18 protein-coding genes and 1 pseudogene are annotated in these 18653 nt (G+C 71.8%); 12 read left to right on the top strand and 7 right to left on the bottom strand.

All coding sequences use genetic code 11. The features are described from left to right. The first annotated feature begins 58 nt into the window (after nucleotides 1–58). Nucleotides 59–3136 carry a glycoside hydrolase family 3 protein gene (locus BLW14_RS08585; RefSeq protein ID WP_093705901.1) on the top strand — a complete coding sequence of 1026 codons (3078 nt, stop codon included), beginning with the start codon at nucleotides 59–61 and terminating at the stop codon, nucleotides 3134–3136. Between the two features lie 92 nt (nucleotides 3137–3228). Then, nucleotides 3229–4644 carry a hypothetical protein gene (locus BLW14_RS08580; protein ID WP_093705899.1) on the top strand — a complete coding sequence of 472 codons (1416 nt, stop codon included), beginning with the start codon at nucleotides 3229–3231 and terminating at the stop codon, nucleotides 4642–4644. A gap of 63 nt (nucleotides 4645–4707) precedes the next feature. Here the strand turns inward: BLW14_RS08580 and BLW14_RS08575 are convergent, their stop codons facing one another. Beyond that, the gene (locus tag BLW14_RS08575; RefSeq protein WP_093705897.1) at nucleotides 4708–6324 is read right to left on the bottom strand and encodes an adenosine deaminase family protein; all 1617 of its coding nucleotides are present in this window, start codon (nucleotides 6322–6324) and stop codon (nucleotides 4708–4710) included. A gap of 301 nt (nucleotides 6325–6625) precedes the next feature. Here BLW14_RS08575 and BLW14_RS08570 point away from each other — a divergent pair, with 301 nt between their 5' ends. The 4 genes and pseudogenes from BLW14_RS08570 to BLW14_RS35045 all read left to right on the top strand — a co-directional run. After that, nucleotides 6626–7483 carry a GH25 family lysozyme gene (locus tag BLW14_RS08570; RefSeq protein ID WP_093705895.1) on the top strand — a complete coding sequence of 286 codons (858 nt, stop codon included), beginning with the start codon at nucleotides 6626–6628 and terminating at the stop codon, nucleotides 7481–7483. Between the two features lie 28 nt (nucleotides 7484–7511). After that, complete coding sequence (locus BLW14_RS08565; RefSeq protein ID WP_093705893.1) at nucleotides 7512–8633, top strand: glycoside hydrolase family 3 N-terminal domain-containing protein; 1122 nt, start codon at nucleotides 7512–7514, stop codon at nucleotides 8631–8633. A gap of 136 nt (nucleotides 8634–8769) precedes the next feature. Continuing rightward, nucleotides 8770–9501 (top strand): nitroreductase family protein, encoded by a 732-nt coding sequence (locus BLW14_RS08560; protein ID WP_093705892.1) that lies wholly within the window; start codon nucleotides 8770–8772, stop codon nucleotides 9499–9501. A gap of 165 nt (nucleotides 9502–9666) precedes the next feature. Next, a pseudogene (locus tag BLW14_RS35045) lies at nucleotides 9667–9903 on the top strand (trans-aconitate 2-methyltransferase); the annotation flags it as partial. 224 nt (nucleotides 9904–10127) lie between these two features. Here BLW14_RS35045 and BLW14_RS35040 read toward each other — a convergent pair. After that, nucleotides 10128–10328, bottom strand: coding sequence for a DUF397 domain-containing protein (locus BLW14_RS35040; protein ID WP_256332989.1), 201 nt, complete (start codon nucleotides 10326–10328; stop codon nucleotides 10128–10130). Between BLW14_RS35040 and BLW14_RS08550 the strand changes: the two genes are divergently transcribed. Beyond that, nucleotides 10300–10509: an ATP-binding protein gene (locus tag BLW14_RS08550; RefSeq protein ID WP_371128057.1), complete on the top strand. Its 210-nt coding sequence runs from the start codon at nucleotides 10300–10302 to the stop codon at nucleotides 10507–10509. The two genes, BLW14_RS35040 and BLW14_RS08550, sit on opposite strands and share 29 nt — an antisense overlap. 543 nt (nucleotides 10510–11052) lie before the next feature. Continuing rightward, the gene (locus tag BLW14_RS34435) at nucleotides 11053–11190 is read left to right on the top strand and encodes a hypothetical protein (protein ID WP_177153924.1); all 138 of its coding nucleotides are present in this window, start codon (nucleotides 11053–11055) and stop codon (nucleotides 11188–11190) included. Nucleotides 11191–11232: 42 nt separating this feature from the next. Here BLW14_RS34435 and BLW14_RS08545 read toward each other — a convergent pair whose 3' ends face one another. Further along, nucleotides 11233–11490 carry a Txe/YoeB family addiction module toxin gene (locus tag BLW14_RS08545; protein ID WP_093705890.1) on the bottom strand — a complete coding sequence of 86 codons (258 nt, stop codon included), beginning with the start codon at nucleotides 11488–11490 and terminating at the stop codon, nucleotides 11233–11235. After that, the gene (locus BLW14_RS08540; protein WP_093705888.1) at nucleotides 11487–11744 is read right to left on the bottom strand and encodes a type II toxin-antitoxin system Phd/YefM family antitoxin; all 258 of its coding nucleotides are present in this window, start codon (nucleotides 11742–11744) and stop codon (nucleotides 11487–11489) included. The genes BLW14_RS08545 and BLW14_RS08540 overlap by 4 nt, the downstream gene beginning before the upstream one ends. 310 nt (nucleotides 11745–12054) lie before the next feature. On the opposite strand from BLW14_RS08540, the gene BLW14_RS08535 reads away from it, so the two are divergent. From BLW14_RS08535 to BLW14_RS08525, 3 genes are all read left to right on the top strand, one after another. Continuing rightward, nucleotides 12055–12549, top strand: coding sequence for a hypothetical protein (locus tag BLW14_RS08535; RefSeq protein WP_256332715.1), 495 nt, complete (start codon nucleotides 12055–12057; stop codon nucleotides 12547–12549). A gap of 82 nt (nucleotides 12550–12631) precedes the next feature. Continuing rightward, entirely contained in the window at nucleotides 12632–14230 is a 1599-nt protein-coding gene (locus BLW14_RS08530) for a bifunctional NAD(P)/FAD-dependent oxidoreductase/class I SAM-dependent methyltransferase (protein WP_093705886.1), read from the top strand. Between the two features lie 60 nt (nucleotides 14231–14290). Next, the gene (locus BLW14_RS08525; RefSeq protein WP_093705884.1) at nucleotides 14291–14833 is read left to right on the top strand and encodes a DinB family protein; all 543 of its coding nucleotides are present in this window, start codon (nucleotides 14291–14293) and stop codon (nucleotides 14831–14833) included. A gap of 68 nt (nucleotides 14834–14901) precedes the next feature. Here the strand turns inward: BLW14_RS08525 and BLW14_RS08520 are convergent, their stop codons facing one another. After that, the gene (locus tag BLW14_RS08520) at nucleotides 14902–15519 is read right to left on the bottom strand and encodes a YceI family protein (RefSeq protein WP_093705882.1); all 618 of its coding nucleotides are present in this window, start codon (nucleotides 15517–15519) and stop codon (nucleotides 14902–14904) included. Between the two features lie 223 nt (nucleotides 15520–15742). On the opposite strand from BLW14_RS08520, the gene BLW14_RS08515 reads away from it, so the two are divergent. Further along, complete coding sequence (locus tag BLW14_RS08515; protein WP_093705880.1) at nucleotides 15743–16282, top strand: hypothetical protein; 540 nt, start codon at nucleotides 15743–15745, stop codon at nucleotides 16280–16282. 72 nt (nucleotides 16283–16354) lie between these two features. Here BLW14_RS08515 and BLW14_RS08510 read toward each other — a convergent pair whose 3' ends face one another. Then, a complete protein-coding gene (locus BLW14_RS08510) occupies nucleotides 16355–17110 on the bottom strand; it encodes a copper homeostasis protein CutC (protein ID WP_093705878.1) in 756 nt (251 codons plus the stop codon). Next, nucleotides 17107–18630, bottom strand: a complete 1524-nt coding sequence (locus tag BLW14_RS08505; protein ID WP_093705876.1) for a M81 family metallopeptidase — start codon at nucleotides 18628–18630, stop codon at nucleotides 17107–17109. Before BLW14_RS08505 ends, BLW14_RS08510 begins: the two co-directional genes overlap by 4 nt. Between the last annotated feature and the right edge of the window lie 23 nt (nucleotides 18631–18653).

The raw sequence follows: 18653 nt of genomic DNA, 5'->3' as shown, positions 1-18653 counted from the left end.
GCGCGCGGCACGGCCCCCGCCGAGCCGCGCGCGGGCACCGTACGAAGGAGCCGCACACATGCCACCCCGCACCCGCCGCAGGGCGAGACCCGCGACCGCCGTGCTGGCCGCAGCCACCGTGGTGGCCGGCCTGCTCGCCGGGGCCGTCCCGTCCACGGCGGCACCGGCCGCCGACGAACCGGCACCGGTCGCCGTGGACCGCTTCGAGGGGGAGGTGCCCTTCGCCAACCAGCCGGCCGAGGGCATCTTCACCTGGGGCGGCGACGCCGACGACCCGCCCACCCTGGCGCTGAAGGACCGGGCCGACGCCCCCGAGGGCGCCAAGGTCCTCGAAGGCACCTACGACATCAGCGGCTACGGCGGCTTCAGCCACGACTACGCCGCCGACCGGCCCGCCCACGACTGGTCCGCCCACAAGGGCATCCGCTTCTGGTGGTACGGCCAGAACACCGCGCCCCTGCCGCCAGGTTCGGGCAAGCGGATCGCCTTCGAGATCAAGGACGGCGGCGCCAACGGCGAGGCCTCCGAGCTCTGGACCACCTCCTTCACCGACGACTGGGAGGGCTGGCACCTCGTCGAGATCCCGTTCGCCGACTTCGCCTACCGGGGCGACTACCAGCCCGTCGGCGGCATCGACCAGGTCCTCGGCCTGAACGAGATGTGGGGCTACGCCCTCACCCTGCCGCCCGGCGCCCCCGGCACGTTCGCCATGGACGGCGTGGAGCTCTACGGCAAGGCCGACGCGGCCCTGAAGGCGAGCGTCGTCACCGACGCGGCGGTGGTCCCGGTCGAGCAGGGCGCCTCCGCGGCCCTCGGGCTCACGGTCACCACGACCGGCTCCGTCCCGCTGGACGAGCCCGTCACCGTCACGTACGAGACGAAGGGCGGCACCGCGAAGGCGGGCACCGACTTCACGCCGGTCAGCGGCACGTACACCTTCCCCGCGGGCACCGCGTCCGGCACCACCCACCGGGTGGCCGTCGCGACGAAGAAGGTCTCCGGCGCCGCCTCCGCGAAGACGATCCCGCTGGAGGTGACCGTCACCGGCGCCCGGCCGCCCAAGGAGAACCCGCAGGCCGTCATCGACGCCCACGGGCTGCCGTACCAGAACGCGAAGCTGCCGGTGAAACAGCGCGTCGCGGACCTGCTCTCACGGATGTCGCCCGCCGAGAAGGCCGGCCAGATGACCCAGGCCGAGCGCAACGCACTCTCCTCCCAGGGCGACATCGCCGCCTACGACCTCGGCTCGCTGCTCTCCGGCGGCGGCTCGGTCCCCTCGCCCAACACCCCCGAGGCGTGGGCGAAGATGATCGACGGCTACCAGCTGCGCGCTCAGGCCACCCGCTTCCAGATCCCGCTGATCTACGGCGTGGACGCGGTGCACGGCCACAACAACCTGGTCGGCTCGACGATCATGCCGCACAACGTCGGCCTCGGCGCCACCCGTGACCCGAAGCTCGCCGAGAAGACGGGCGCCGTCACCGCGAGCGAGGTCCGCGCCACCGGTGTCCCGTGGGACTTCGCGCCCTGCCTCTGCGTCTCGCGCGACGAGCGCTGGGGCCGCTCCTACGAGTCCTACGGTGAGGACCCGGCGCTCGTGCAGTCGCTGGAGACCGTGATCCAGGGCATGCAGGGCGCGGCCTCCGGCAAGGACCTGGACCGCAACGACAAGGTGCTGGCCACCGCCAAGCACTACGTCGGGGACGGCGGTACGGAGTACGGCTCGTCGACCACCGGTTCGTACACGACCGACCAGGGCGTCACCAAGGTCACCCGGCAGGAGCTGGAGGCCGTCCACCTCGCGCCCTTCGCCGATGCGGTGAAGCGCGGCGTCGGCACGGTCATGCCGTCCTACTCCTCGCTCGACATCATCGGGGACGACGAGGGCCCCGTGAAGATGCACGCCGACGCCGAGATGATCAACGGTGTCCTGAAGGACCGCATGGGCTTCAAGGGCTTCGTCATCAGCGACTACAAGGCGATCGACCAGATCCCCGGTGACTACGCGAGCGACGTGCGCACCTCGATCAACGCCGGGCTCGACATGATCATGGTCCCGACGGAGTACAAGGACTTCACCAAGACGCTCCAGGACGAGGTCGCCGCGGGCCGCATCCCGCAGTCCCGGATCGACGACGCGGTCTCGCGCATCCTGACCCAGAAGTTCGAACTGGGCCTCTTCGAGAAGCCGTACGCGGACACCTCCAACCTGGAGAAGATCGGCTCCGCCGAGCACCGGGCCGTGGCCCGCGAGGCCGCCGCGAAGTCTCAGGTGCTGCTGAAGAACGACGGCGGTGTGCTGCCGCTGAAGTCCTCGCAGAAGGTGTACGTGGCCGGCTCCAACGCCGACGACATCGGCAACCAGGCCGGCGGCTGGACCGTCAGCTGGCAGGGCTCGTCCGGCGCGATCACCCCGGGCACCACGATCCTGTCCGCCATGAAGAAGGACGCCGCGTCCGTCACGTACTCCAAGGACGCCTCCGCCGACACGGCCGGCTACGACGTCGGTGTGGTGGTCGTCGGTGAGACCCCGTACGCGGAGGGCATCGGCGACGTCGGCAATGGACACGACCTGGAGCTGTCCGACGCCGACAAGGCCGCCGTCGACAAGGTCTGCGCCGCGATGAAGTGCGCCGTCCTGATCGTCTCGGGCCGCCCCCAGCTCATCGGGGACCGGCTGGGCGACATCGACGCGCTGGTGGCGTCCTGGCTGCCGGGTACCGAGGGCGACGGCGTGGCCGACGTGCTCTTCGGCAAGCGGGCCTTCACCGGGCAGCTCCCGGTGACCTGGCCGAAGTCCGAGGCGCAGCTGCCGATCAACGTGGGCGACAAGGCGTACGACCCGCAGTTCCCGTACGGCTGGGGCCTCACCACGCTGAAGAAGCCCCCGGCGGGCGGCGAGCTGACGCTCACCGCACTCGCGCTGGCCGCCCAGGTCGCGGAGCACACCGGTCTCGGCCGCACCGACGTGGGCCGGGAGATCGTCGGCCAGGCACGCCTGCTGGTCCAGCAGAAGACCGGCGGCAAGCTGACCGAGAAGGTCTCCAAGCCGTTCGCGGACGCCGACCACCTGCTGCTCACCGGTGACCTGACCGGTGCGGTGGCGAAGCTCAGGACGGCCTACCGGGCCGCCTGACCGACGCGGGACGAGCGGGCGGCTTTCAGGAGGCCGCCCGCCCGTTTCGCATGCCCAGCCCGTTTCGTACGTGTGTGCGTTAGCTTGGGAGTATGCGGAACAGGCCGTTCCACAGCTTCCCGGCCCCGGCATTCCTGGCGGGGCTCCTCGCTCTGCTGTCCGCCCTCGCCCTCTTCCTGGCGCCGGCCGCACCGGCTGTGACCAGCGCTTCCACCACCGAGGACGTCGCCCAGGCCCTGCGCAAGGGACCCGTCTACGTCGACCCGGCCGCCGCCGACCAGCTCTCCCGGAGCCAGGCCGCGGCGCTGAGCAAGAAGATCGAGGACGCGGACAAACCGGTGTTCGTGGCCGTGCTGCCGAACACCGCCGCCTTCCCCGAGGACACCGTGCTGCGCACCCTGCGCACCGAGACCGGGATCACCGGCGTCTACGCCATACGCCTCGGCGACGGCTTCAGCGCGGGCGCCGACCCGCGGGTGATGTCCCGGAACGCCGTCATCAACCTCACCGCTGCCGTGAAGACACCCGGCGCCGACACCGACGCGGCCACCCAGCTCAACGCCTTCGTGGACCGCGCCCTCGAACAGGCCCGGGGCAGCGCCCCCGCCTCCTGGAGCGGCGGCGAGCACTCCGCGTCCACCGGCGGCTCGGCCGCCGTCGGCCTGGCCGTCACCGGGGCCGTGGTCGTCCTCGGCGGCGCCGCCGCGTACACGGTCGTACGCCGCAGCCGCAGGGCCAAGGAGGCCGAGGAGCGGGCCGCGCTCGACAAGCTGCGGGTCGTCGTGGACGAGGACATCACGGCGTACGGGGAGACCCTGGAGCGGCTCGACTTCCACCCGGCGGAGTCCGGCGCCGACGACGCGATGCGCGCCGACTACGAACGCGCTCTCGACTCCTACGAGAGCGCCAAGTCCCGTATGGCGCACGCGGAACACCCCTCGGACGTGCGCGGGGTGACCCAGGCCCTGGAGGACGGGCGCTACTCGCTCGCGGTGCTCGACGCCCGCCGCACCGGCCGGGAACTCCCGGTCCGCCGCCCGCCCTGCTTCTTCGACCCGCGCCACGGCCCCTCGGTCGCCGACGTCCGCTGGTCCCCGGCGGGCGGCAGCGCCCGCGAGGTCCCGGTGTGCGCGGCGGACCGGGTCCGGCTGCGCGGGGGTGAGGACCCGATGAGCCGGACGGTCGACGTGGGCGACGGCAGGCGCCGCCCGTACTGGGAGGCGGGCCCGGCCTACGGACCCTGGGCGGGCGGCTACTTCGGCGGCGGCCTGCTGCCCGGGCTCCTGGTCGGCACCATGCTCGGCTCGATGCTGGCCACCCCGGCGTACGCGGCGGACTACGGGGGCGGCGACTACGGCGGCGACATGGGCGGCGACTACTCGGGCGGTGACTTCTCCGGCTCCGATTTCGACTCGTCCGGCTTCGGCGGCGGCGGCTTCGGGGACGGCGGGGGCTTCGGCGACGGCGGCGGGTTCGGCGGGGGAGGGGACTTCGGGGGCGGGTTCTGACGGCATGAGGAGGGGGTACGGGACGGTTCGCCCCGTACCCCCTGTCGGCATGGTCCGACCGGATCAGCGGCCCCCGTGGGCGCGCTCGAAGGAGGCGAACGCCGCCTCCTGGCGCCACTCGGTCGCCGCCTTCGGGCTGCCCGCCAGGTAGTCCGCGCAGCGCGCGCCCGGGCGGCCGTCACCGGGGCGGTCGGCCCGGCAGGCCGCGACCACGCGGTAGCCGGAGGGTGCGCTGCCGGCCGTCCACAGGCTGCGGCCGTCGCGGAAGGCGTACTCCAGCGAGGCGCGGGCCAGGTCCTTCAGCTCGGTGTACGAGAGGCTGTACGTCTTCGCGGCGTACTGGTACTCGTGGCTGATGTCGATCCGGGACACGCCCGGGTCGTCCGTGGACAGCACGATCGGCACGCCGTAGCGGCGGTACGCGTTGAACGGGTGGTCGTCGCCCGCGATGCCGAGGATCTGCTTGTTGCTGGAGAACGGCACCTCGACGGCGACGTGGCGCCGCGCCATCGTCCGGGCCAGCCGGCGCCAGTCGTCCTCGTGGACCAGGTCCACGCCGTGCCCGATCCGCTCGGCACCGGCGACCCGCACCGCCTCGTTGATGTGGAAGGTCAGGTCCTCCGGCTTGACCAGGCCGGGGGCCAGCTCACCGGCGTGCAGGGTGAGGTGGGCGCCCGGGTACTGCCCGCGCAGGTACTTCAGCATCCGCATCTGGAGGCTGTAGTTCTCCAGCGAGCTGTCCCAGTCCTCCGGCTGGACGAGGTTGACCGCGACGAACCGCGGGTCGCGCTCGGCCAGCCGCATGCCGACCGCCATCTGCGTGAAGACGCGGACCGGGGAACTGCCGCGGGACACCTGGGAGATCCAGCGGACGGGCAGCCGGCAGCCGGGCGCCGGGTGCGGGGTGTCGCAGTGCGCGGCCTCGCGGAACTGCGCGTCGCTGTCGTCGGCCTCCTTGACCGCCTCGTCGATGACCTTGTCGAGCTTCCCGCCGGCCAGCAGCTTGCGGTGCAGCGCGGCCAGGTCGGCGTCGTAACCCACCGCGTCGGCAAGCGACTTGGCGCTGTCGGAGGCCGGGCTGACCATGGTCTCCAGGTAGAACTGGTTCTGCCTCACCGCGGTGTTCGCGACATTGGCGAGCATCTTGCCCCGGGCGTACCAGGTCGCCATGCCGAACTTGCCGAACGTGTCGAAGAAGTGGTCGTGCCCGGACTCGTCGGCCGGGAAGTCCTGCATCGACCAGGCCCGGATGATCCGCTGCCGGAACGCCTCGTCGGTCCGTGCGTCGGAGGCCGGCCGGGTGCCCGGGGCGCACGCCACCGCGGTCGTCGTCGCGTCGATGCACAGCCCCTGCTCGATCGCGAGCCGCAGCAGGTACTCGGTGGTCACCGCGCCGGACAGGTGGTTGTGCAGGTCGCCGCCCTTGGGCAGCTCCTCGAAGAAGGCCCGCAGCCGGGCGGGCCGGTCCCGCAGCGAGTCCATGTACGCGGCGGTGCGGCGCTCCGCCGGGGTCACCGCGCGCGGCGACGCGGGGGCGGCGGCGCGCGCGGCACCGTCCTGCGCGGGGGCTGCGGCGGTCGCCGGGAGTGCCGGGAGTACGGCCAGAAGGGCGAGCACCCCGCCGAACCCGGCCAGGAGTGAGGACTTGGGACGGCGTGCCGTCCGAGGGGTAATGATCACCGACGCATGATCGCGCTCGCCAACGTCATTTGCCCCCGAATCATGCCTTTGCGAGGGAACGTCCACCCGAACGAGTGGGGGCGCCCTTCGGAAAGTTCTGACGCGCGACGGCCGTTCGCGCAGCTCAAGCCGACGGGAATAGGTCTAGACAACTAACGGGAGCCGGAAACTATTTACCAGGGCCGGGCTCCTGTGGCTCACTATGTCGTGTTCGCGACAAGCGACGCGCGTAGACCATGCGTGAACCGTGCTGCCCGAGCGGCCACCGCAGGCCGCTTCCCCCACCAGCAGGAGGCTCCTCATGACCACTCGCACCAGACTCACCGCGGCCGGCGTCCTCGGCACGAGCGCGGCACTGCTGCTCGGCCTGATGTCCGGCACCGCCTCGTCGGCCCCCCGGCACGGCAACCCCGTCCCGCTCGGCAAGGGGTACATGGGCGTCGGCTACGTCCAGGACAGCAAGGACTTCAAGCCGGACACCCGGCAACTCGCCCTCGACGCCGAGCCGGACGCGAACCTCAAGGCGAACCCGGTCGGCATCGACGTCTCCAGCTGGCAGGGCGGCATCAACTGGAGCTCGGTACGCGGCGCGGGCATCGAATTCGCCTGGATGAAGGCCACCGAGGGACTCACGTACAAGGACCCGACGTTCAGTGCCAACTACCTGAACGCCTACAACGCGGGCGTCATCCGCGGCGCCTACCACTACGCCCGGCCGGACGTCTCCGGCGGCGCGGCCCAGGCCGACTTCTTCGCGAGCAACGGCGGCGCCTGGTCCCGCGACAACCTCACGCTCCCCGGCGTGCTGGACATCGAGGGCACCTGCTACGGCTACTCCCAGGCCGGGATGCGGCAGTGGGTCCTCGACTTCTACAACAAGTACAAGGCCCGCACTGGGCGTGACGTCGTGATCTACACCAGCCCGAGCTGGTGGAACACGTGCACCGGCGGCTGGAACGGCATGTCCGCGCTCAGCCCGCTGTGGGTCGCGCACTGGACCTCCGCCGGCAGCCCCAGCATCCCGTCGGGCTTCCCCTTCTGGACGGTCTGGCAGTACAGCTCCACCGGCGCTGTGAGCGGTGTCTCCGGCAACGTCGACCGGGACCGCTTCGGCGGCGACCGCTCCCGCCTGCTGGCCCTGGCCAACAACACCCCGTGACAACGGAGGCCACAGGAAGGAGCACCCCATGACACCACCCCTCAGCAGGCGCGGCGCCCTGATCGCCGGGGCCGCCGCCCTGGCCGGCGGCATCGCACCGGCCGCCGGTGCGCAGGCGGCCCTCCGCGCGCCCGCGGCCCCCCGCCTCTCCGCCCTGACCCCGCTGCAACGCGCCGGACAGCGCGTCATCCACTCGTACCCCGGGCTGACACCGCCCACGTCCCTGATGAACGCCATCAAGCAGGGCCACACGGCCGGCGTCATCTTCTTCGGCGACAACATCCAGAACCTGAGCCAGATCGAGAGCGTCATCAACTCGATGAAGGCGGCCCACGCCTCGTCGCCCGTCAAGGCCCCGCTGCTCCTGATGACCGACCAGGAGGGCGGCGTCGTCCGCAGGCTGCCCGGCGAGCCCGTCAAGTCGGCCAAGGACGTCGGCGCCTCGGCCGATCCGCACTACTGGGCAGACTTCACGGGCAGCGGCGCGGGGATGAACCTCGCCGGCATCGGCATGAACGTCAACCTCGCCCCGGTCCTGGACGTCTACCGCAAGGACGGCGACTTCACCGACCAGTACGAGCGCTCGTACAGCAAGTCGGCCGCCGCCGTGGCCAGTTGCGGCTCCACCTTCATCACCGCTCAGCAGGCCGAGGGCGTGGCCGCCACCGCCAAGCACTTCCCGGGCCTGGGCCCGGCGACGGCGAGCCAGAACACCGACCTGCGCGCCGTCACGATCAGCACGTCCGCCTCGACCCTGCGCAGCGTGGACGAGGCCCCGTACCGGGACGCGATAGCCGCCGGCGTCAAGCTGGTCATGCTCTCCTGGGCCGTCTACACCGCCCTGGACTCCGGCCGCCCCGCCGGTCTCTCCCCGACGGTCGTCGGCGAGCTGCGCAACCGGCTCGGCTTCAAGGGCGTCACGGTCACCGACGCCCTGGAGGCCGGCGCCCTCGCGTCCTACGGCAGTACGTCCCAGCGCGCCGTCAAGGCCGCGGCCGCGGGCATGGACCTGCTGCTGTGTTCGGCGCGCGACGCCGCCCAGGGGGCCGAGGCGGTGACCGCCCTGAGCGAGGCCCTGGGCTCCACGCTCGACCCGGCAGCCTTCGACGCCGCGGCCGCGCGGGTGAACGCCCTGCGGGCGGGGCTGTGAGGGGGCGGGGCCCGGCTGGGTGACGGGCCGGGGACGATGCCGCGCCGTCCGGCGGAAGAGGGAGCGCCGGACGGTGCGGCAGAGTCGATCAAGGGGTCTTATCGGGGGCCGGAGTTGCGTCATAGACTCCGCGATCATGACTTTCGAAACGGTGTACGCCGACGCGCCCTCCCCCGACGGGCCCGCGCTCTTCCCGACCATGTCCACCATGCGCGCCATGCGCCGCCTGAAGCCGGACGCCGTCCCGGACGAGACCATCGACCAGCTCATACAGGCCGCCGTGTGGGGGCCGAGCGGCGGCAACATGCAGTGCTACGAATACGTGGTCGTCACCGACCGCGCGGTGATGGCGGAGCTGGCCCCGCTCTGGAAGCGGTGCGTGGACGCCTACCTCGCGACGACCGGCAAGCACGCCCCGAAGGGCATGGACGACGCGGCGTACGGCCGGATGGTGGCGGCGATCGAGTACCAGCGCGACCACTTCGCGGACACCCCGGCGCTGATCATCCCCTGCTACAAGTTCCCCGAGCCGCGGTTCGACGAGGAGGGCCTCGGGGTCTACGCCGCGTCGCTCGGCCCGGCCGGCCTGGAACACATGACGAACACCCAGACCCGCTTCCAGGCCCTCGCGGAGGGCTCCTGCGTCTACCCCGGCGTCCAGAACATCCTGCTCGCGGCGCGGGCGCTGGGCCTCGCGGCCAACATCACCATCTGGCACCTGATGCTGGAGCAGGAGTGGAAGGACGCCCTCGGGATTCCTTCGGACATGCACACCTTCGCCGCCATCCCGGTGGGCCGGCCGCAGGGCAACTTCGGCCCGGTCCGCCGCCGCCCGGTGGCCGACGTGGTCCACCGCGACCGCTGGTAGCGGCGCCCGTGTCCGCGCCCGTCCCCGGCAGCGCCGCCGACGTCGTCCGTACGTGGGACGCGCGCGGACCACTACCTCCGGCTCTTCCGCCACGAGCCGGACGGCAAGCCGTTCGACCTGGAGGTCCTGCACGCGTTCGCCGACCGGGTCCGGGCGGGCGGCACGGTGTACGACGCCGGTTGCGGACCCTGCGGCCATGTGACGGCCCTGCTCGCGTCCCACGGCCTCGATGTGCTCGGCATCGACCTCTCGCCCCGCTGCGTGGAGCTGGCGCGCCGGGAGCAGCCGGGTGTGCGGTTCGCCGTCATGGACCAGACCGCGATCACGGGCGGCCCGCTCGACGGCCTCGTCGCGTACTACTCGCTGCACGACCGGCCCAAGCGCCTGCTGCCCGCGACCCTGGCGGCCTGGGCAGCGGCGATCCGGCCGGGCGGGCAGCTGCTGATCGTGGCGAAGGAGGGAATGGGGGACGGCGTCATCGACGACCCGCTGGGCGGCGATCTCCGCGTGTACTGGGCGGAATTCACGGCGGACGAGCTGCGCGAGGCGGTCCGGGGCGCGGGTTTCCACGTCGACGACTGCACGGTCCGTGAGGCGTACGAGAACGAGATCCCGGCCCGCCGCGTCTACCTCACGGCCACGAGGCGCCAGGCGTTCGCCCGGAGGAAGGCGTCCCGGGCGGTGGGCGGGACGGTGAGGACGGGACCGTCGGTCACCTTGGAGTCCCGGATGTGCACGGCGGCGGGATGCGCGGCGACCTCGACGCAGTCGCCGCCCTGTCTACCGCTGTAGCTTGACTTGAACCAGTTGAGGCCGGTGCGGGTCAGCGGCGACGGCGAGGTCCCGGAAACGGCCCCGTCCCCGGACTCGGCGGCGGAACGCGGCCGAGTCCTGATGCCGGTCGCCTACCTGGCGGCCAAGTGGGGCGTCGGCGAACGCAACCCCGGCAAGATCGTCTGGTGCGAGTTCGCCGCCCCGGCGAGGCTGTCCGCCGAGATCCCGCGCTGAGCGGCGAGTGGGTGCGCCTGGTCTGGCGCTCGAGGGTCCTGGACACACCGGCCGGCAGGGGGGCGTAGCCGACGGCGAGCATGCTGGCGGTCGAGCCGGTGGTGCGGGGGGCGAACTCGGTGGGGGGAGGGGCGGGCCGAGACGATCCAGTGGTTCGCCGCCGACGAGGCGGACGGGGACGCCCCGCGCGTCGAGGTCGCGCAGTCCGGCGCCGAGTTCCTGATCGCGTCCACCGCCCCCGCCTGACGGTCGAAAGCGGCATCGACGCTGATCGAGCGGAGGGGGCGCAGGCCCGGAACCCCGCGCCTACGCTTGCCCCATGCCAGAGCGCACTCCCCGTTTCGCCGTATACCGACCGCGCGTGACGCCTCACCCCGTTCCGGCCCTGCCCGAACTCACAGAGGCGAAGCAGGAGGATGTCCCCCACCTCGCCTGCCTCCAGGCCCATGCCCGGGGTGGGGAGGCGTCGCATTGGAGCGGTCGGATCTCACGGGCCATCGAGGACGACCACGGCACGGTCGTTCTCGCGAGGTGTGGTGCTTCGTGTCCGCACAGAACCGGGCTTCCCGCAGCCTGCATGAGGCGCTCGGCTTCATCGAGGTCCGGCGCGCGGCCAGTCTTCAGGGTGTGGGCTTCGACTGCGGCGAGGGCCTCCTCATGCGGGCTCACTCACCGCGCTGAATCTTGATGCACCGGAGTATTTCTGACAGACCGCATGAGGAGTCAGTAGTGGTCGCGGGCCTGGATGATCTCCAGGCCCGCGGAGTCGGTAACCCGGTAGACCAGCCGGTGTTCCTGCGTGATGCGGCGGGACCACCAGCCCGACAGGTTCCCTTTCAGCGGCTCGGGCTTACCCCTGCCTTCGAAAGGGGTCCGCTTGATCTCCTTGATGAGGTCATTGACCCTGCGGAGCGTCTTGCGGTCGGTGTCGGCCCAGTGGGTGTAGTCCTCCCACCCGTCGTCCGAGAACGACGTCTTCACGCGTCCTCCGTGTCGATCAGGTCTCGTACGGTGCCGTGTCCGGCATCCATCTGCTCGATGGAGCGCATGAGGCGGGCGGCGTTGCGGGGGGAGCGCATCAGATACATCGTCTCCTCCCAGGCGTTGTAGTCCTCCTCGGACATGATCACGACGGTGCCCGCCTTCGACGTGACACGCTCGGGCGCGTGGTCTTCGGTGACGCGGCGGATCAGGCCGAAGAAGTCCTTCCGTGCTTCGCTCGCGTTGATGGTCACGGGTTCCTCCTGTGTGTCGCCGACCCGGTCAAGAGTACCTAAAACGGTACCACAAGTGTACGGGATTTGGTACGCTAAATGCTTTCCTCTGACGATCTCGTACCGATGGTGGTGCTCCACGGGCTGTGCCGTCCGCATCGCGATGGGCCCCCGACAGCGGCACTGTCCAAGTCCGCGGCCGGTCGGGATTTCTAGCCTGGTGGTGTGATCGACTGCGACGAGTCCGGCCGCCCTGTGGTCCTGGTGGGGAACTCCGACCCGGATGCCTGCTGACCCGGCCGGCACCTCATCGACGAAGGAGCAGTACCGCATGAGCGACGATCTGGCCGACGAGGGCGGCTTCGGGGCAATGCCGGTCGCCGTGGCCCTCGCGCTCGCCGCCGTCGCCGGCTCACTGCTGACCGGTTGCGACAGCGGCAGCGATACGACCGGGTGCGGACCGGCGCCGTCCGCGGACGTCAGCCGGGCCGATCTGTACCGGAGCTACTCCGGTCCGCACGGGGCACGCCTCGATTTCACCGCCGTCGGCGGCACCTCGGTCACGTTCTCCGTGAAGAACTGGCCCAAGGAGGAAGGCCCCGCCATCCTCACGCAGAAGGTACCTACGTTCGACGGGGCCGGGGTCTGGAAGCTGCTGAACGCACCGGGCGAGGACGGCGAGGTCGGGCTGGCCTTCGACGGACTCGACACGAGTGCCCGGGGTGCGACCGTCACCGAACTGCGGGTGGGTGAGGAGGACGGGCGCACCGTGCTCTTCGCCCGGCTCGGGGACCCGGATGTGTGCCGGGTCCTCACGCTGTCCTGAGGGTGGATTTTGCCGCACCGGCAAGGATGTTTGCCGAGGCGCCGGGCGGCGCGCACCATCTCCCGTAGATGGAGGTGTGCGCATGAGCGACATGACGCAGATGTACGACGTAGTGGTGGTCGGCGGCGGGGCCGCCGGGCTGAGCGGGGCGCTGGCACTGGGCCGGGCCCGGCGCTCGGTGCTGGTGATCGACTCGGGCAGCCCGCGCAACGCGCCCGCGTCGCACGTCCACAACTACCTGGGCCGCGAGGGCACCCCGCCCGCGGAGCTCCTGGCGATCGGCCGGGAGGAGGTGGCCGGGTACGGGGTGGAGGTCGTGACGGGCGAGGTGACGGTGGCCGAGCGGCTGCCGGAGGACGCCGGGTTCCGGGTCGTACGCGGGGACGGGACGGCCGTCACCGCGCGCCGACTGCTGGTCACGACGGGGCTGGCCGACGAGCTGCCGCCGATCCCGGGCCTGGCCGAACGGTGGGGCCACGAGGTGCTGCACTGCCCGTACTGCCACGGCTGGGAGGTGAAGGACTCGGCGATCGGCGTCATCGCTCTCAGCCCCATGGCAGTGCACCAGGCGCTGCTGTGGCGGCAGTGGAGCGACGACGTCACCCTCTTCCTGCACCAGGGGCCCGAGCCCTCCGACGAGGAGTACGAGCAGCTGGCGGCGCGCGGCATCGCGGTCGTGGACGGTGAAGTGGCAGGGCTGGAGGTGGGCGGCGACCGGCTGACCGGCGTACGGCTCGCGGGCGGCCGGGTGGTCGAGCGGTCGGCCGTGGTCGTGCAGCCGGGGTTCACGGCGCGCTCCGGCGTACTGGAGAGCCTGGGGCTGCGGCCCGTACCGCTGGAGATGGGCGGACACACCGTCGGTTCGTACATCGAGGCCGACCCGACGGGCCTCACGGCGGCGCAAGGGGTGTGGGTGGCCGGCAACGTCACCGGTCTCATGGACCAGGTGATCGGCGCGGCGGCGGCCGGGCTCAAGGCGGGCGCGGCCATCAACGGGGACCTCGTCACCGAGGACACCAAGCGCGCCGTGGAGGCCCGCAACGCGCCCTCGGACGCCGAGATGTGGGACGACCGGTACCGCGAGAGCGACCGCATCTGGAGCGGCAGGCCCAACACCGTGCTCGTCCGCGAGGTCGAGGACCTGGAACCGGGTCGCGCGCTGGACCTGGGCTGCGGGGAGGGCGCGGACGCGGTGTGGCTGGCGCGCCGGGGCTGGCGGGTCACCGCGACCGACATCTCGCGCGTGGCGCTCGAACGGGCCGCCGAGCACGCGGACGAGGCCGGGGTCGCCGACCGGGTGGACTGGCAGTTCCACGACCTGGGCGCCTCCTTCCCCGAAGGGGAGTACGACCTCGTCTCGGCGCAGTTCCTGCACTCGATGGGCGATCTGCCGCGCGAGCGGATCCTGCACCGGGCGGCCCGCGCCGTCGCCCCGGGCGGGGTGCTGCTGATCGTGGGACACGCGGGCTTCCCGGCCTGGGACCACCACCACGCGGACATGGAGCTGCCGACCCCCGACGAGGTGCTGGCCTCGCTGGAGCTGCCGGAGGGGGAGTGGGAGGTGCTGCTCAGCGACGAGCACGAGCGCGTCCAGAACGACCCGGACGGCAACCCCACCACCCGTACGGACAACACCCTGAAGGTCAGGCGACGTCGACCGTGCGTACAGGACCGGACCTGACCTAATGAGCTCGTACTGTCGTTCTGACGGCGGAACAGGAACGACGGAAGGCAGCACATCATGAACGCCAGCGAGACGACCACCGCGAACACCGGCGCGGACGAGCGCGCGGACCTCCTGGAGGCGCTGGGCAAGCAGCGGCACTTCCTGCGGTTCACCACCCGCGACCTGACCGACGAGCAGGCGGGGGAGCGGACCACGAAGAGCGAGCTGTGTCTCGGCGGCCTCATCAAGCACGTCACCTCGGTCGAGCGGGGCTGGGCCGGGTTCATCGTGGAGGGTGCCGCCGCGATGCCGGACTTCACCGCGATGACCGAGGCCGACTTCGCGAAGCGAGCCGACGACTTCAAGATGCTGCCCGGCGAGACGCTGGCCGGGGTGCTCGACGCCTACGAGAAGGTGGCGGCGGCGACCGACGAACTGGTCGCCTCGCTGCCGGACCTGGGCGCCGCGCACGCGCTGCCGAAGGCCCCCTGGTTCGACGGGGACGCGAAGTGGTCGGCCCGCCGGACGCTGATGCACATCATCGCGGAGACCGCGCAGCACGCCGGCCACGCGGACATCATCCGGGAGTCCCTGGACGGCTCGAAGTCCATGGGCTGAGCGGGTAAGCGCCGAACGCCCGCGGCCCGCCCCCTGTACGGGGGCGGGCCGCGGGCGTTCGGGGTGGATCAGGCCTGCGGGGTGGCGGCCTTGATCGCGGAGATGTCGAAGTTCAGCTTCACCTTGTCGCTGACCATCACGCCGCCGGTCTCCAGCGCCGCGTTCCAGGTCAGGCCCCAGTCGGAGCGCAGGATCTCGGCGCCGCCCTCGAAGCCGACGCGCTCGTTGCCGTAGACGTCCTTGGCGGAGCCGTTGAACTCCAGGTCGATGGAGAGCGGGCGGGTCACGTCCTTGATGGTGAGGTCGCCGGTGACGCGGTACTTGTCACCGCCGAGCTGCTCGGCGGAGGTCGAGCGGAACGTCATCAGGGGGAACTTCTCGGCGTCGAAGAAGTCGCCGCTCACCAGGTGGCCGTCGCGGTCCTTGATGCCGGTGTCCACGCTGGCGATCCTCACGTCGATCGAGGCCGTGGAGTTGGCCGGGTCGCTGCCGTCCAGCTTCAGGGATCCCTCGTGCTCGGCGAAGGAGCCGCGCACGTTGGTGACCATGGCGTGACGCACGGTGAAGCCGATGCTGCTGTGCGCCGGGTCGATCGTGTAGTCACCCGTGAGGGCGGCCAGGGCGGGGTCGACCTCGGCCGTGGTCACGGCGGTGGCGGCGTCGTTCTTGCGGTTGAACAGAGCCATGGCTCCTCCTCGGGGACGTGGCCGAGCGGACCCGGCCGTTTGTTTAACCTTCAACGACATTCACTGTAGACCCGTCTTGTTCAAAGTTCAACATCTAGGGCGCGGACTGTCGCGAACTCTGCGATCTGTTCACGCGGTCGTTACGAAAGGCCCTCTGGCGACGCGCGTAGAACTCGGGCACCATCACTCCTGCCCCTTTGTCATGCACAGGAGGAGTCCCCCCATGGAGTTCCGCGCGCCCCACCTCTCCCGGATGACGCTGCGCCCCGTCCTGACCGCCCTCGCCCTCGTACTCGGCGTCCTCTTCGCGCCCGGCTTCGGCCTCGTGACCGGCACGACCGACGCGTACGCCGTCACCAAGCTCACCCACAGCCAGGCGACCTCGCGCTTCAGCTCGTCCGGCATCACATGGTCGTCCTCGGGCGGCTGCTCCAACCGCAACGTCTCCACCTGCACCTCGTTCGACCAGCTCAACCTGCCGACCGCGCAGGGCGCCCAGACCCTCAAGAGCGCCACCGGCTGCGCCCTGAACATCACCGGCGGCACCGAGACCGGCCACGCCAGTGGCACCTACTCGCACTGGAACGGCTACAAGCTCGACTTCGGCAAGACCACCTGTCTCACCAACTACGTGAAGAGCGCGTTCAGTTACATCGGCCTGCGCGGCGACGGCGCGCCCCAGTACAAGTCCGGCTCCGGCAACGTCTACGCCGACGAGGGCAACCACTGGGACGTGACCTACTACAACTGCGGCGGCTGCTGACCGCTTTCGCGCCCCCATGCGACTGCGCCCCCACCGTTCCCGGGTGGGGGCGCAGTCGCATGGGACCGGTGGTCAGCCCGCCAGGTCCAGGGCCCGTCGCGCCCGGGCGACGACACCGGGGTCGGTGACGAAGTGGGTGTCCTGTTCGGCCGACGTACCGCTCGCGCCGAGCGGGACCCAGGCGCTGCCGGGCCGGCGCGGCGCACGGGCCTTGGCGGAGAGGTGGACGGAGGCGACACCGGCCGAGACCAGCGCCGGGATGTCGGCGAGGCGCACACCGCCGCCGGCCATCACCTCCACCTCCGGGGCGGCCGCGGCCATCGCGGAGATCGTCGCCAGCCCCTCGGCCGCAGCGGGGGCGCCGCCCGACGTGAGGACCCGGGTCAGGCCGAGGGAGGGCAGCAGCGCGGCGGTGGCCACCGGGTCCGCGGACTGGTCGACGGCCCGGTGCAGGGTCACCTCCACCGGGCGGCCCGAGGCGCGGGCCGCGTCGGCGAGCCGGGCGACCGCGTCGGTGTCCAGCGCGCCGTCGGCGGTCAGGGCGCCGATGACCACCCCGGCGGCGCCGGAGGCGATGACCGACCGCACCTCCGCGGCCATGAGGGCGAGTTCCTCCGCGTCGTGGACGAAGTCGCCCGGGCGGCACCGGACCAGCACCTGCACCGGCAGTCCCTCGGCGGCGACGGCCTCGACCAGGCCGGCCGACGGGGTCAGGCCGCCCAGCTCCAGCGCGGTGCACAGCTCGACCCGGTCGGCGCCGTTCTCGCGGGCGGCGCGGGCGCCGGCCGGTGAGGTGACGGCGATCTCCAGGGCGGGACGGGGGCTCATTCGTCGTCCCCCGTCAGCGGCTGGTCGGAGGCGGGGATGATGCGGGCCGACAGGTCCGGGTCGGCCATCTCGCGGTCGAAGGGGAACATCGGGCGGCGGATGCGGTGGTGGCCGAGGCGCACCAGGTCCTGGTCCACGCCGCCGGGGGTGAGCGCCATCTTCCAGCCGACCGACATGTCGAAGAGCTCGGGCTCCAGGTAGCCGATCTTCACGATCACGATGTCGGCGCCGCGCGGGTCGAGGCCGAGGTCGGTGAAGTCGTGCTCGTGGTGGTACGGCTTGCGCAGCTCCGTGAGGATCGCGTACACGCTGCCCACCCGGATCACGACCTCGGTCCGGGCGTCGCGGTCTCCGTGCCGCACCGAGTGCACCGTGCCGGTCAGGGTGACCGGACCGGCGTGCCGGTCGTCCACCTCGGCCCCGGCGGTGACCGTGACGGTGGCGCCCACTCCGGCGGCGACGGCCGTCGCGACGGCGGCCGGTCCCGGCACCGAGGCGTAGATGACGGTCGGGCCGTCGTCCTCCCGGAACTCCGGGCGGGCCAGCAGCCGGGTCAGGCCCCAGGTCATGTCGCCGGAGCCGCCCGCGGTCGGGTTGTCCCCGGTGTCGCTGATGAAGTAGGGGCGCTGGTCGGAGTCCAGGGCCTCGTCCAGGATGCCGTCGAAGGTGCCGGTCGGGGCGACGAACTCGAAGTCGGCGCGGGCCTTCCAGAAGCCCTCGGCCAGGCGCTCGGCCCCGGCCGAAACGGCGGCCCGGTCGGTGCCGGTGACCACCACGGCGGCGCGGTTGCGGGGTTCATCGGCCCAGGCGTACCCGACCCAGATGGCGGCGTCGGTCACGCCGTCCACGGCCTCGACCTCGGCCACCGCCGCGTACACGCTCTTCGCCGGCTCGATCCGGGTGGAGGTCTGCTCGCCGGCCAGCAGCACGGGGACCGGCACCCATGCCTTGACCGGGCGGGGCGCGCCGGAGACCAGCAGGTCGACCAGGTTGCGGGCGGCCCGCTCCTTGGTCTCCATGTGGTCCTCGTGCGGGGCCAGCCGGTAACAGGTGATCAGGTCGCTCCCGTGGACGAGTTCACGGGAGACGTTGCCGTGCAGGTCCATCGAGGTGGAGATGATCACGTCCGGGCCGACGGTGGCGCGGATGCGGTCCAGCAGGACGGCCTCCGCGTCGTCGACGCCCTCGACGGTCATCGCGCCGTGGATGTCGTACCAGAGGCCGTCCGGGCGGGGCAGCGCGGCGAGCCGTTCGATCAGCTCGTCGGTCAGCTCCTGCCACGCCGCGGCGGTGACGGTGCCGCCCGGCAGCGACTTGCCGACCAGGGCGCCGTGCCAGTCGGCCGCCTCGCGCAGCTCCTCACCGGGGGCCAGGAAGGGGTAGCGGTCCAGCACCTCGGCGCCGCGCGAGGGGTGGAAGGCGGCGGCCTCGGTCCGGGCGGGGGAGAAGGTGGAGGACTCGATGCCGAGCCCTGCGACGGCGATGACCGGGCGGGATGCGGCGGTGCGGGATTGCGACATGGCTCCTCGTAGGGGGTCGGGCG

Source organism: Streptomyces sp. 2131.1 (assembly GCF_900105515.1).
GTDB lineage: Bacteria > Actinomycetota > Actinomycetes > Streptomycetales > Streptomycetaceae > Streptomyces > Streptomyces drozdowiczii.
This window is presented reverse-complemented; position numbering and strand designations above follow the sequence as displayed.

Coding starts and splice junctions, on each gene's coding strand:
- BLW14_RS08585 (WP_093705901.1), top strand. CDS start 59: ATGCCACCCCGCACCCGCCGCAGGGCGAGACCCGCGACCGCCGTGCTG.
- BLW14_RS08580 (WP_093705899.1), top strand. CDS start 3,229: ATGCGGAACAGGCCGTTCCACAGCTTCCCGGCCCCGGCATTCCTGGCG.
- BLW14_RS08570 (WP_093705895.1), top strand. CDS start 6,626: ATGACCACTCGCACCAGACTCACCGCGGCCGGCGTCCTCGGCACGAGC.
- BLW14_RS08565 (WP_093705893.1), top strand. CDS start 7,512: ATGACACCACCCCTCAGCAGGCGCGGCGCCCTGATCGCCGGGGCCGCC.
- BLW14_RS08560 (WP_093705892.1), top strand. CDS start 8,770: ATGACTTTCGAAACGGTGTACGCCGACGCGCCCTCCCCCGACGGGCCC.
- BLW14_RS08535 (WP_256332715.1), top strand. CDS start 12,055: ATGAGCGACGATCTGGCCGACGAGGGCGGCTTCGGGGCAATGCCGGTC.
- BLW14_RS08530 (WP_093705886.1), top strand. CDS start 12,632: ATGAGCGACATGACGCAGATGTACGACGTAGTGGTGGTCGGCGGCGGG.
- BLW14_RS08525 (WP_093705884.1), top strand. CDS start 14,291: ATGAACGCCAGCGAGACGACCACCGCGAACACCGGCGCGGACGAGCGC.
- BLW14_RS08520 (WP_093705882.1), bottom strand. CDS start 15,519: ATGGCTCTGTTCAACCGCAAGAACGACGCCGCCACCGCCGTGACCACG.
- BLW14_RS08515 (WP_093705880.1), top strand. CDS start 15,743: ATGGAGTTCCGCGCGCCCCACCTCTCCCGGATGACGCTGCGCCCCGTC.
- BLW14_RS08510 (WP_093705878.1), bottom strand. CDS start 17,110: ATGAGCCCCCGTCCCGCCCTGGAGATCGCCGTCACCTCACCGGCCGGC.
- BLW14_RS08505 (WP_093705876.1), bottom strand. CDS start 18,630: ATGTCGCAATCCCGCACCGCCGCATCCCGCCCGGTCATCGCCGTCGCA.